Origin of the sequence: Bacteroides sp. Marseille-P8574, assembly GCF_902825465.1 — a bacterium.
GTDB lineage: Bacteria > Bacteroidota > Bacteroidia > Bacteroidales > Bacteroidaceae > Bacteroides > Bacteroides uniformis.
In genome coordinates this window covers 1,254,517-1,268,157 of sequence record NZ_CADEBE010000002.1, presented here as the reverse complement: position 1 = coordinate 1,268,157, position 13,641 = coordinate 1,254,517, and the positions used below count along the sequence as shown (strand labels likewise).

Below are 13,641 nucleotides of genomic sequence, written 5' to 3'. Positions count from 1 at the left end.
CAAAATACTATGACACAACAAGAAAAACAAATAAACTATATGGGGCCCTTCATCACGATGGTGTTCTTGTTCTTTATTGTAGGTTTCCTTACGACTGCCAATACTCAGTTTCAGGGTCCTCTGAAAGAAACTTTTCTTTCGGAAGTGGGCGGGTTGAAAAATACTTTTGCTACTTTGATTACTTTCTCCTGGTTCCTTGCTTATCCGGTTTGTGGAGGGGTAGGCTCGTCGTGGATTAGCAAATACGGATATAAAGGAACATTGATGCGTGGATTGCTGGTGATGATTGTGGGACTTGGTTTGTTCTTTGCCTCTTCCTATTTCACAGTACACTTTCCTGAAGCGAATTGGCATGCAGGAAATAATGTTATCCCTGGAGGGTTCTTGATTTTCTTACTGGGTTCTTTCGTGGTAGGGGCTTCGGCTACCATTCTGCAAGTGGTTATAAATCCTTATCTGACGGCTTGCCATGTCAAGGGTACCCAGTCCATTCAGCGTTTGGCTATAGGCGGTTCTGCCAATTCTGTGGGAACTACGCTTGCTCCTTATTTCGTGACTGGTGTCGTGTTTGGCGGTCTGTCTATGGAGGACATTCAGATTGACCAGCTGATGGTTCCGTTCCTTGCCTTGATGGCTGTTATTTCTTTGATTGTATTGTTGTTGATGAAATTGTCTTTGCCCGATATCCAAGGAACCAGGGTAGAGAAGGGAGAGAAGCTGGAAAAAAGTGTATGGTCCTTCCGTCATCTGACATTGGGGGTAGTGGCTATCTTCTTTTATGTGGGAGTGGAAGTCTGTATCGGAGCCAATATCAATCTGTACGCCATTGAGATGGATTATGCTTCTCCGGCACTGATGGCTACGCTCTATTGGGGTGGTATGCTTGTGGGCCGCCTGGTGGGGAGCAGCCTGAGCAGAATTTCTCCCCGCGTGCAGTTGACGGTTACTACGGTATCGGCAGGACTACTCGCCCTACTGGCCATTCTTCTGAATAATCCGTGGCTGCTCACGGCAGTAGGTCTGTTCCATTCCATCATGTGGGGAGCTATCTTTACTTTGTCCGTTGCCCATTTGGGAAAATACACTTCGGTGGCTTCGGGTGTGTTCATGATTGGAGTGGTAGGCGGTGCCATATTGCCCTTGTTGCAAGGAGTGCTTGCCGATGTTCTTGGAGGCTGGAGATGGTCATGGTTCATCGTTCTTTTTGGAGAAGCGTTTATGCTGTATTATGCATTGATAGGTTCACGGGTCCGTCAGACCTGCGATAATTTGTAATTAAAGATAGTACTTATGAAAAAAATTAGAATGATGATGGCTGCCGCTTTGGGCGTATTGGTTTCATGCGGTAGCGTTAAGCCGGGAGAAGAGGTCGTTGCGGCTTCCCGCGATTCGAAGGTTGTGGTTGCTTATGTTACTTCGTGGAGTGAGGTGATGCCCGACCCGCAGTACATGACGCATATCAACTATGCGTTCGGTCATGTAAACGAGAGCTTTAACGGTGTCAAGATTGATAATGAGGAACGTTTGAGACAGATTGTTGATTTGAGGAAACAGAAGCCGGAACTGAAAGTGCTGCTTTCCATCGGTGGCTGGGGAAGCGGACGTTTCAGTGAGATGGCTGCCAATGATGAATATCGCCGTGCTTTTGCCGCGGACTGTGCCCGTGTGGTGAAGGAGTTCGCTTTGGATGGCATTGACATCGATTGGGAATATCCCACCAGCTCTATGGCAAATATATCTTCGTCACCGGACGATACGGAGAATTTTACACTTCTGATGCAGGATATCAGAGCTGCCATCGGCAATGAAAAGGAACTGACACTTGCCACCGTAGCTTCTGCCCGTTACATTGACTTCAAGGCTATCTTGCCTTCCGTCGATTTTGTGAATATCATGGCTTATGACATGGCTTCTGCTCCCAAGCACCATTCGGCGCTTTATCCGTCGGGACATAGCGGTGACATTACTTCGGACGGTGCCGTTACTGCACACTTGAAAGCGGGCGTACCGCCTTCCAAGCTGGTGATGGGTATGCCCTTCTATGGTCGTGGAGGTGACGGTTATCCCAGCTTCCAAGACTATAATAAGGTAGGGAATACGGATACCCAATATACTGAAAAGTGGGATGAGGTGGCTCAAGTGCCTTATCTGGCCGATAAGAATGATACGTTGGTATTTGGTTTTGAGAATCCCCGTTCACTTGCCATCAAGTGTCAGTATATTCTGGATAAAGATTTGCTGGGAGGCATGTATTGGGATTATAGCGGAGACAATGAGCAGGGTGATTTGCGCCGTACAGTAGCAGAAAACCTGTTGGGCAAGCCGCACAAGGCGAAGGTACTGGTGTTGACGGAACGTGGCGGACAGCACGGAGGATTTACGGATGCCGGTTTGAGGTGGTTGGCGGCCGAAGGTGCAAAGGGGAATTTCAGTATTACCGAGATAAACAATGCCAGGAACATAACGGAGGCTTACTTGTCGCAGTTCAGCCTGGTTATTCAATTGGATTTCCCGCCTTATACTTGGCCGAAGGAAGCGGAAGATGCGTTCGTCAAGTATATAGAAGAAGGGCATGGCGGCTGGATTGGTTTCCATCATGCCACTTTGCTGGGCGAGTTTGACGGTTATCCCATGTGGCAATGGTTCTCTGATTTTATGGGTGGCGTGCGTTTCAAGAATTACATAGCTCCGCTGGCCGACGGTACGCTGATTGTAGAAGATGAGCAGCATCCGGTAATGAAGGGTGTTCCGGCCTCTTTCGTTGTGCCCGATGACGAGTGGTATATTTATGACAAGAGTCCGCGTCCCAATGTACATGTACTGGCCAATGTGGATGAGTCGAGCTACACGCCTGCGTCGGACATCAAGATGGGCGATCATCCGGTGGTTTGGGTCAATGAAAACAAAAAGGCACGCAATGTTTATTTCCAGATAGGGCATAGTAGTAAGTTGTACGAAACGGAAGGGTTTACGACCATGTTCAGAAATGCCATTAACTGGACTTTAGAAAGGTAATACTTTTTATAATCAATGGATTTGGAAGAAAACGGGTACGTACAGAAACGTATCCGTTTTTTTATGGGTTTAAACTTTATCACTTTAAGTTTAAAATAAAACGTTTTTTATGGATGTGTTAGTAAATGAACTCCTTATGAGAAATATTCAACTTCCATTTCTTGTTTAGTACGTAATTTCGCTTATCGAAGTATTGGAATTTGTATCAATACAATATGAATAACTTCCTATTTTATAAACTAATACTATTATCATGAAAAGAAAAAGAGTCCTTTTGCTGCTTTGCATTCTCAGTTGCACTTTGCAGCTCTTCGCACAACAAATTAATGTGCAGGGTGTCGTTTATGACCCTTCCGGAGAAACGGTTCCGGGTGCTAATGTCAGTATGAAAAGTAATCCGGCTGTGGGTACTGTGACGGATATTGATGGGAATTTCAGTCTGAAAGCTTCTGTGGGTGATGTGTTGGTCTTCACCTTTATCGGTTATGAGCCTATTGAGTATAAACTGACTGCTGCAGATACAAATCTGAAAGTCCGTTTTACTGATTCTTCTGAGTTGCTGGACGAGGTAGTTGTAGTAGGCTATGGTGTACAAAAGAAGAGTGTACTTTCGTCTGCTGTGAGCCGTGTTACCAGTGAAGAGTTGGATAAAGGTAATCCTACAAATATTCAGAATGCTTTGAAAGGTAAAGTTTCCGGTGTACAGATTATCTCTAATTCAGGTCAGCCCGGTGCGGAATCAAAGATTCGTATTCGGGGTACCGGTACGGTCAACAACTCCGATCCGCTTTATATAGTAGACGGCATGCCGTCTGAAAGTGGTATCAGTCATTTGAATCCTTCTGATATTGAGTCTATTGAAGTGTTGAAAGACGCAGCTTCCGCCGCTATTTACGGAGCCCGTGGTGCTAATGGTGTTGTACTGATTACTACGAAGAAGGGTACTAAAGGAAAGGCTACTTTGAACTATGAATTTACGTACGGTATTCAGAATCCTTCCAAGAAGGTGGATTTGCTGGGTAGTGCGGATTATCAGATGTTGATGAATGAAATGGCTGCCAATGCAGGTAAGGATCCTTATTTCCCGACTGTTTCCAGCGTCAATACCGACTGGCAAAAGGAACTGCAGAACAAGAATGCTCCTATTATGAACCACAAGGTTTCGTTGAGTGGCGGTACGGACAACTCTACCTATTATGCTTCTTTCGGTTATGTAAAGCAAGAAGGTATTTATGCTAAAGGACATGCTGATTATGAACGCTACAATGTACGCTTGAATTACAATAATGTATTACTGGACACGAAATCACGAAATTGGTTGAATAAGATTAGTTTTGGTGCAATTGCAAGCTATTCCAAGTCAATCCAGACAGGTAATACTATTGGCAACAGTGAAGCAGCAGGCTTGATTACTTCCATGAATATGTTGCCTCCTACCGAACCGGTTTATCAGACCGACCCTGCTATACTGGAGCAATATGCCGTAACTTATCCAAATCATGTCATTGCTCCCAACGGCCTGGCATACAATATCATCGAGATGCGTGAAATAACCAATCCGCTGGCAGCCATGCAGGTCAGTCATAACCAGAGGACTATGCCTCAGAATTTCGGTGCGAACTTTAACCTTGATGTGGACTTGTTACCGGGTTTGAAGTTCAAGACTACCTATGGTGCGGAATGGGTGTTCAATTCCATTAAGAATGTGACTCCAGTCTACGAGCTGAATGCTACCAGTAAGAATGCCACTTCCAAGGTAGAGGATAAGAAAAGGGAGTCTTCCTATTGGCAGTGGGAAAATGTACTGTCGTATACAAAGTCTTTCGGCCGTCATAATATAGGTGCACTGTTCGGTACGAGTATGTCTTCCTACCATTACTCCAATTTGGAAGCGGAAGATTATAATCTGCTGGTGGTGGATATAGACAAGGGATATATAGACACGGCCACAGCACCCGAAGAACAGTCCAAAGTATGGGGTGGGGCGGAAGACCACCGCATTGCATCCGTATTCGGACGTATCAATTATAATTATGATGAAAAGTATTTGTTCGAAGCGGTAGTGAGACGGGACGGTTCGTCAAACTTCAGTCGTGACCACCAGTATGCTACATTCCCTTCGGTTTCTTTGGGTTGGGTGTTGACCCGTGAGAAGTTCATGGAGAACAGACCTTCCTGGTTGGATTTTGCCAAGATACGTCTGAGCTGGGGACAGAACGGTAACGAACGCATCGGCTCCTTTGCCTATACAAGTATGATGAGTCAGGGTAAGAATGCAGTCATAAATGGAAAGGTATATACGGGCATGCTGCCCAGTGGCTATGCCAATGCTGATTTGAAATGGGAGACCTCCGAACAGACCGACTTGGGTATTGACTTGCGTTTCTTCAACAGTGCATTGACATTCTCTGCCGACTATTTCGTGAAGAAGACGAAGGACATGCTGCTTTCCATGCCGATTCCTCTTTATACCAGTTATGGCAGTATGACGGTCAATTCGGGTACAGTGAAGAACGAAGGTATCGAGTTCGAAGCGTCCTATCGCTTTAAGGTGGGTGAAGTGAATCTGGGTATCAATGGAAATGCTTCTTATGTGAAGAATACCGTAACAGACCAAGGCCCCGACCGCGTCGGTCTCAATAATATCGGTGGTGGTATGGGCGGTCAGGTCAGTTGGAGAGAGAACGGGCGTCCGTACGGCTTCTTCTACGGTTACTTGCATGATGGCATTTTCCAGAATCAGCAGGAGATAGACAGCTATACTTACGTAGATTCTAACGGAAAGACTCAGTTGATACAACCGAATGCCAAGCCCGGAGATATCCGTTTTAAAGATTTGGACGGTAAAAATGGTCTTAATGGCGATGACCGTACTATGATAGGTAAGCCGAATCCCGACTGGACATATGGATTTACGCTCTCTGCCGATTGGAAGGGGCTGGATTTCAGTGCATTCTTTCAAGGAAGTATCGGAAACGATATTTATAAACTGTACAGACGTTCCAACGTGACTTTTGGTAACTACGACAAATCCTGGTTGAACCGTTGGCACGGTGAAGGAACTTCCAATTGGGTACCACGTATCATAGATGGTGACAACAATAACTATCAGGTTTCAAACTTCTTTGTAGAAGATGGATCGTATATGCGTTTGAAAGTGTTGCAGATAGGTTACAGTCTGCCCGGCCAGATGTTGCAGCGTGTCGGCATCAAGGGACTGCGTTTCTTTGTGCAGGGCGAGAATCTGTTTACAATCACCAATTATAGCGGTTATGATCCGGAAGTGGGTACTCGCGACGGATTCGACGGTGGAACATATCCGCAAGCACGTACTTATACTATCGGTGCGAATATTACATTTTGATTAACCTAAAAATTAGATACAATGAATAAGATATTAAAGGTATTGGCTTTGGGTGCGATGGCTTTGTCGACCACAGCTTGTTCAGATTTTCTGGAAGTGAATCCGAGAACTCAGGTGTCAGAAACCGAATTCTATAAGACGGAAGACGATATGATGAAGGGCTTGTATGCCGTGATGAATGAAATGCAGACCCGTATGCCGGAGGTTTGGTCTTACTCTTCTTTGCTGGGTGATGAGTCCGAAACCGGTGGTGGTATCGGTGAGGGGTCTTACAAGACGAAATGGGATACTTTTACCTATGACGCGACTTCTTGTTTCGGTGCATGGGGATATGGTTCTTGGTGGAATGAGTGGGATTTTGGCTTGTTCAATGGAGTCATTGCTGCCAATCTGTTGATTGACAAATTGGCCGGATGCAACCTCAGTGCAGACTTTGTCAATTCCATTTCTGCCGAAGCGCGCTTTTACCGTGCCATTTTCTATTACCATCTGTTTATGGGGTATGAGCAATTCCCGCTTATCAAACATTATCTGGCAGCCAGTGAAATGTATAGCGTTGCCAAAGGAACCCGTGAAGAAATTTATGAGTTTATGATGGGTGACTTGGATGACGAAGTGACTAAGTATCTGCCCCAGCGCAGTGCTACACAGCAGGGACGCGTTTGCCGGGATGCTGCCAAGCTGCTTCGTGCCAAAATTATTTTGTTCCATCGTGATGAGACTAAATATCAGGTGGCATTGAATGACATGAAAGAAATAATCACCAGTGGAAGATACCGGTTGAACCCTGATTATCAAAACTTATGGGTGAAAGACGGAGAATGGTGTGCGGAATCTATCTTTGAGGTATGTTATGCCGGCAATAACTCCGGTGAAGGGTTTGGTCTTGCACGTTCTTTGGGTGGTCGTAACATTGTTGACCCGAGAAGTGCCGAGCAGGGCGGCTTGGGCGAAGGTTATGGGCAGAATACCATGCCGAGTACTGTTTACAACATGTTTAAGGAAGGTGATACGCGCCGTGAGGGAACAGTCATTGTCTATGCGGACGAGGCTAAAAAAGTGGCAGAAATGGTGGCCAAAGGTGAACTACCGGCAGGAAGTGCTTTCCAAGTCAGTGACCAGCAGGAAAATTACGAAGGCCTGGGGCACTATAAGATTCATCCGAGAAAGGAGACGACGTCTACGGTGAACCCTACGGATAACTATTATAACTCTTGGCGTATTTACCGTTATGCCGATGTTTTGCTGCTGGCTGTGGAGCTTGATGTACGCATCAACGGAACTGCCAGTGCCGATGCGCAAGGCTGGTTCGACCAGGTCAGAGACCGCGCTTTCAAAGACAAAGAGCATCGTATCAACTTGGCGGGAAAGAGCAAGCAGGAGTTGTTGGATATTCTTTTTGAAGAGCGTGGGTATGAGTTTATGGATGAAATGCAGCGTTGGTTTGACATTCTGCGTTTCGATAAAGGAACAGAGATTTTAGGTAATAAAGGTTGGACGGAGAAGTTCAGGTACTTCCCGATTGACCAGTCGGAAATGGATAGAGCTAAAGGTGGCTTGACACAGAACCCTGGCTGGTTATAAGTTTTGATTGTTTTTTTCTGAAGAGTCCCCGGTATTTCCTTGTGAATAATATCGGGGATTTTTTGTTCCTTCACAAAGTTTGTTTTGGCAAAACATCTGTCATGCTATCACGCAAATGGGTGTATTGTTTTGATTATAAATCAATTAAAGCGTGATAGATACCCGTGACAGATAAAAAACGTTACAACCATCTATCACGCTTTCCAATCTTTCTAAAAGATGATGCCTCCTATTTATTGGGTGAATCTAAAAGTGGCTATTGTCTTAGTTCTCAGCATGAAACTTTTAGTTTTGAGACTAAATACGAGAAGTTTTGATTGGGAAAATAATTGGTTTCATTGAGGGAAACCTTTAGTTTCTAATAGAAAAACACAATATTTCAATACGATGCGCAAAGATAATGTAACCATGCTAAAAATCAAGTGGTTATAAAACATCTTTTTTTAGCGAGGCCGGAAAAGGAAGCAAGAAAAAGCATATTTGGACGGGAGTTACGTTACCAAATCGTAACTCACTCCAAATGCCTCAAATGGAATCGTAATGGATTATATTACAATCATTTGCACACTTCTGCATAACTATAAATAACTCAGCAGTAATTAAATTTGTAACTAAAAAAGTTGAGTTATGAAAAGTACATTCAAAGTATTATTTTACGTAAAGAAACAGTCTGTAAAAAACGGAAAGGCACCGATTATGGGCCGTATCACCATCAATGGAACCCAAGCCGGTTTCAGTTGTAAGAAAGAAGTGTCCCTCGCTTTGTGGGACGTTAAAACCAACCGGGCCAGAGGCAAGTCCGAAGAAGCCCGTGCACTCAATCAGGAGCTTGATAATATCAAGGCGCAAATTACCAGACACTACCAGTACATTTGCGACCACGACAGTTTTGTCACGGCTAAGAAAGTCTACAACCGCTATGCCGGTTTCTCAGAGGAATGCCATACCCTTATGAACCTTTTCAGGGAACAGTTGGAATCGTATAAAAAGAAAATCGGCATAGAGAAAGCAGAAAGCACTTATCGCGGTCTGGTTGCCGATTACAAGAACCTTCTGCTTTTTATGAAAAGCAAAAAGAATACAGAGGATATTGTTATCGAAGAACTTGAAAAATCATTCATTGAGGATTACTACAACTGGATGCTCGGTACCTGTGCTTTGGCAAACTCCACTGCCTTCGGGCGCGTCAATACCTTGAAATGGCTGATGTATATCGCGCAGGAAAAAGGCTGGATACGAGTTCATCCGTTCGCATCATTCGAGTGTATGCCCGAATACAAGAGGCGATCCTTCCTTTCCGAAGAGGAACTGCAAAGGATAATCCGTCTGGAACTGAGATACAAACGCCAGCGTGCCATGCGCGACATGTTCCTGTTCATGTGTTTCACCGGTCTTTCCTACGCAGACCTGAAAACTATAACCTACGATAATATTCATACTGACTCCGATGGCGGTACATGGCTGATGGGCAACCGTATAAAAACGGGAGTGGCGTATGTCGTAAAATTGTTGCCCATTGCCATCGAGCTGATTGAAAAATACCGGGGTACGGATGAAAAGAAAGACTCTCCCGAATGTGTCTTTCCGGTAGGCGAATACAATGCCATGCGGCTCAGTCTTGGAATCATAGGCAGGAAATGCAACTGCCGGGTCGAGGTCACCCCGCACATCGGACGCCACACGTTTGCCGTTCTGGCCATACTCAAGGGGATGCCGTTGGAAACCCTTCAGAAAGTGTTGGGGCATAAGTCCATCCTCTCCACGCAGGTTTATGCCGAACTGATTAACCCGAAGGTAGGCGAGGACACCGACAGGATTTGCGAGAAAATCGGTCACGTTTACAAACTTGCCATGTAACACGACAATAAAAAAAGCGTCCGGAAGCCGATAGGCCGAAGGACGCTTTTTTATTACCTACTTGTCTATTTTCTGAACCGTCTGAAATCCCTGTAATTCTTTTTCAACACTTCGTATAGGGCACTCTCCGGGTAGAGCAGTTTCCCCCCGATAGTGGTATAAGGCACCAGCCTTTCATCTCTCAACGTCTGCAACGTCCGTCGTGAGATATGCAATAGGGTGCATATCTCATCCCCCGTCATGTAATGCTCGTCCGCAACCGTCGGGCGTATCCGTGCCGTAGCCTCTTCCACCGCTTTCCCCGCTTTTTTTATCCATCCGGCCAGTTCCTTGAACTCTTCCGAATCCCTTGTGATAATCTCCGCCATATCTTACTTCCTTTTGAACAGTCCGTTTTCCAGTATCTCCTGAATATCCGTTTCCCGGTAGAAGAATTTTCCCCCTACGTTCGAGTGGGGGATTAGCCCGTTGTCCCGGTAGTTTTGCAGGCACCGTTTCGATATGCCCAAAGCCAGACATACGTCCTGCGCATCCATTCACTTGTCCGGCGCAGGCGGTGCAATCTTTTTCTGGAAGTCACTCATTTGTACGGCCAGCGTACTGACCAGTTTTCTCAACTCCTGATACGCGCTTGTTTCAATAATCGTCAGTTCCATACTAAAATTCTTTTTAAGTTTCTGAATATGCGGCAAAGTAAAGCATATCCTATATCCTATCCAAACAGATCGTATCAGAGTCTTCCGTTGGCGTGCATTGGCGTATCCAACGATAAAAGAGAAGGGCCCGTCACCTGCATCTATGCGGCAACAGGCCTTCCATCCCCTTACTTGTTTTCCATAATCCTACATCTTCATGCCTTTGCTTTTCCGCACAGCCGCCTTTTCCTTCATGTCCGCTTTCTGCCGTGTTTCCGGAAAGTGCTCTTTCAACAATTTCCCTGCCAGTTTCTTCGCCTTCTCCTGCATCACATCATACACATCCCATCTGTTGCGGCCCAGCAGTTTGTTTTCTATCTTCTCGAATTTATCGTAAAAACTGAAGTTGTCCGGGTATTCATCTATCAGTCCGTCTCTCGGATAGCCTTTATCCATGATATACAGCAGTGTCATCCGGTCATAATTATACGGACTCCGAGTAAGGCCCAACCCCTTTCCGGAATCAGTCAGCCTATAATAGTTCTCCCATGTAGGAGCAAGATCATAACGCTCACTGTCCGTTATACTTTTCAATGCCGATTTGTCCACAAAAGCATCTGCCGGAATCTTCTCCAACGGCAACAAACAGCCGTAATCATCGCAACAGCGGTTTACTTTCCCTTCCATCAATGAAGGCCATCCCCGTAACTCATACACATTCAGATACTTTTCCTCAAAGTCCGGTTCAAAAAAACGCTTCTCTATATTCGTTGCCATAAAATCCCCGTATTGACGGTTTCCTACATAATCCCTACCGAACAGCAGCACCCCTTTACCCGTCTCAACACCTGTATAATACGTGTTCCCATGCTTCAAATCATCCTGCATCTCCGCTATCACTTCGGGTGGTGCGGACTTTATCTCCCGCCACATCTCCGGTGTAAGTTGTCGGGGATAGTTCTCGTCCCTTGAAAGCGGGTCCATGTACTTTCACAGGCAATACACCACTTCCGACAGAGCCAGGTATCTATGCGGCTTAATCCCATGTCCGTCCATCGCCTTTTCCAGTCTTCGCAGATAATCATCATTATTCCCTTCCCGCAAACGCGGAATAATCCTCATATCAGGCACATTATAGTACATCATGCCCATGGTAGGCATTTCCGTTTCCTTGAGCGCCTTCTCCACATCTTCCAGCATAAACTCCAGAAAACCTTCCTCACCCGTACCTTTCATACTGACATGCACCGGGTTGAGATGTCCGTCCACTGTGACATACACACTGCCACTGTTCGTATTCTCTTTTTCCATTCATCAAAAAATTAAATGTTCATTCCTTGTCCTTTTCTCTTTGCCGGAATCCGCACCCTCATTTCCACGTTCGGGAACCGTACATTATCCGGTCGTGCCACCAGTGACGAGACTATCCGTTCCTGTTCTCCGGTCAGCGGCATAGGCTGCCGTTGCAATTTTCTCAGCCTGTTAAAGTTCCTCAGCGTAGGTGCCATGTCGCAACATGCCACACAAATCCCATATCTCACCATATCCGAAGAAACCGTCTGCCCGTCACCTATTTTTGCCCGGAATGCGGCATTCAGCGGAGCCACCTCATAAAACCTCAAGCTCTCAGGTTTCCGCTTGCCGTCAAAAAAACGTTCGGCCAGCCCACTCAGAAACTCATCCAGCATCCTGTCCCCACCGTCTGTCTTGTCAAACAGCAATACCTTCCGCCCGTGTTCCACCGCCATGTAGGTGGGAAAAGCAGCCAGCCCACTGCGTATCACATCCCCGTCCATTCCGAAACGATGTCGCAGCCGCCTGTAATCCTCATTTTCCAGCAAAGCCGTATGTTCCGCTGATAATGACAGATGTACAATCCCCCGTTCCTCACAGAATGCCGCATCCCGGAGTCTCACCACCCCCGACGGATATATATTCTCCCGTTCCAGTACAGGACAGAGCCGTTCCAGATAATCCGCATTGTCCGTACCGAATATGGGAGGAATCAGACTTTTGTCTTTAAAGTCGAAACGGAACATTCAGTGGTCGGGAATAAATTCCCGACCGGTCGTATGAGACCGCACGTTGTTACTGATATAACGGGAAAATCCCTCTTCCCCCTGTCCGCGCATACTCAGATACACGGGTCTGTAAAAGGCGTCCAATGTCATATACAGACTGCCGCTTTCCACCGCTTGCTTTTTCTTTTCTTCCATAGATTTTATAGGATTAATTGTTTCTTCTCCTTCTTCTGTGGGGTAATGGAAGCTGCATGCTTCACCTGCCGTTGGCTGTCAGACATCCGCTGTTCAGGAGCTTCCTGCCTGTAGTGTGTTTCCGGTAACCCGCCGGTCTGTTCCTCTTCCGAATGCGGATACGACACCGGATGTGACATTTCCATCCTTTCTATTCGGCTTATCCGTGCGCCCAACCTGAACTCTCCATCCGTAATATGGAACTCCGATTGTAACAAATCCACCGCCATCTCCTTTGCCTCTTTCTGTAAGGCCGCATAGCCGAAGTCGTGTGCCGACAAAGGCGCGTTCATCCGTGCCCTCATGCTGTCTCCCAGCTTCTCCGCCAGTTCCCTGAACTCATACTCATAGCTGAACGGATGCACCTTGTCTGCCGCAACAATCCCGGCGTACCCGTTTTCCGAAATATACAGCAATGACGCTACATCATAGTTCCGGGGCGAGATACCCAAACCGAATTCTTTTGTCAGCCGGTCGAAGTTATGGAAATCGGGCCGCAGGTCGAACTTTGCCCTGCACACCCCGCCGTCCAGCACACTTCTATCCGCAAACTTGTCGGAGGTGAAGTTCACCACCGACCTGCGCAATTGTGCGTCTGTGCTTCGCAAATCCGCTTTGGACAGCTTTTCGATACAGTTGTCCGCCATCCCGGCCACCCGTTTGGTAGGCAGGTCAATCTCATATATCCGCAAAGTTTCGGGTACTTTGGTCACGTTGAAGAAGCCGTCGGCCAGATGTTGCAGATAGCTGTTCCGTGCCTTCATACCCTTGGGGGTGTCGGAAAACAGCATCACGCCCTCTTCCGTAACCACCGCATATACCCGGTTTTCCGTCCCGGAAGTTTCCGTTGCCGCCGCTTTCCGCCTGTCCGGTTTCCGGGCAATGCGGTTCCAAATATCATTCAAGATTGACATAGCTTGTATTTTTAGAC

Annotated in this window: 12 protein-coding genes; 5 read left to right on the top strand and 7 right to left on the bottom strand. The window is 46.4% G+C overall.

What is annotated here, in order from left to right; all coding sequences use genetic code 11:
- Positions 1–9: 9 nt before the first annotated feature.
- The 5 genes from HUX74_RS17930 to HUX74_RS17910 all read left to right on the top strand — a co-directional run bounded on the left by HUX74_RS17930 (position 10) and on the right by HUX74_RS17910 (position 9,820).
- Positions 10–1,275 (top strand): MFS transporter, encoded by a 1,266-nt coding sequence (locus tag HUX74_RS17930; RefSeq protein ID WP_016272970.1) that lies wholly within the window; start codon positions 10–12, stop codon positions 1,273–1,275.
- A 15-nt stretch (positions 1,276–1,290) separates the two neighbouring features.
- The gene (locus HUX74_RS17925) at positions 1,291–3,015 is read left to right on the top strand and encodes a glycosyl hydrolase family 18 protein (protein WP_117600062.1); all 1,725 of its coding nucleotides are present in this window, start codon (positions 1,291–1,293) and stop codon (positions 3,013–3,015) included.
- Between the two features lie 253 nt (positions 3,016–3,268).
- Positions 3,269–6,379: a TonB-dependent receptor gene (locus HUX74_RS17920; RefSeq protein ID WP_174647144.1), complete on the top strand. Its 3,111-nt coding sequence runs from the start codon at positions 3,269–3,271 to the stop codon at positions 6,377–6,379.
- Between the two features lie 21 nt (positions 6,380–6,400).
- Positions 6,401–7,963, top strand: coding sequence for a RagB/SusD family nutrient uptake outer membrane protein (locus HUX74_RS17915; protein WP_005827028.1), 1,563 nt, complete (start codon positions 6,401–6,403; stop codon positions 7,961–7,963).
- Between the two features lie 627 nt (positions 7,964–8,590).
- Positions 8,591–9,820 carry a site-specific integrase gene (locus HUX74_RS17910; RefSeq protein ID WP_174647143.1) on the top strand — a complete coding sequence of 410 codons (1,230 nt, stop codon included), beginning with the start codon at positions 8,591–8,593 and terminating at the stop codon, positions 9,818–9,820.
- A gap of 65 nt (positions 9,821–9,885) precedes the next feature.
- Here HUX74_RS17910 and HUX74_RS17905 read toward each other — a convergent pair whose 3' ends face one another.
- The 7 genes from HUX74_RS17905 to HUX74_RS17875 form a co-directional block, all read right to left on the bottom strand.
- Positions 9,886–10,188 (bottom strand): helix-turn-helix domain-containing protein, encoded by a 303-nt coding sequence (locus tag HUX74_RS17905; protein WP_002562202.1) that lies wholly within the window; start codon positions 10,186–10,188, stop codon positions 9,886–9,888.
- A 3-nt stretch (positions 10,189–10,191) separates the two neighbouring features.
- Complete coding sequence (locus tag HUX74_RS17900; RefSeq protein WP_081768158.1) at positions 10,192–10,356, bottom strand: helix-turn-helix domain-containing protein; 165 nt, start codon at positions 10,354–10,356, stop codon at positions 10,192–10,194.
- A gap of 306 nt (positions 10,357–10,662) precedes the next feature.
- Positions 10,663–11,439 carry a DUF6047 family protein gene (locus tag HUX74_RS17895; RefSeq protein ID WP_254592887.1) on the bottom strand — a complete coding sequence of 259 codons (777 nt, stop codon included), beginning with the start codon at positions 11,437–11,439 and terminating at the stop codon, positions 10,663–10,665.
- A 6-nt stretch (positions 11,440–11,445) separates the two neighbouring features.
- Positions 11,446–11,766, bottom strand: a complete 321-nt coding sequence (locus HUX74_RS17890) for a hypothetical protein (RefSeq protein WP_002562199.1) — start codon at positions 11,764–11,766, stop codon at positions 11,446–11,448.
- Positions 11,767–11,777: 11 nt separating this feature from the next.
- Complete coding sequence (locus HUX74_RS17885; protein ID WP_174647142.1) at positions 11,778–12,494, bottom strand: DUF6047 family protein; 717 nt, start codon at positions 12,492–12,494, stop codon at positions 11,778–11,780.
- Entirely contained in the window at positions 12,495–12,671 is a 177-nt protein-coding gene (locus HUX74_RS17880; protein WP_002562197.1) for a hypothetical protein, read from the bottom strand.
- Positions 12,672–12,676: 5 nt separating this feature from the next.
- On the bottom strand, positions 12,677–13,624 hold the full coding sequence (locus tag HUX74_RS17875) for a DUF6047 family protein (RefSeq protein ID WP_117917887.1): 948 nt from the start codon (positions 13,622–13,624) through the stop codon (positions 12,677–12,679).
- Positions 13,625–13,641 lie beyond the last annotated feature (17 nt).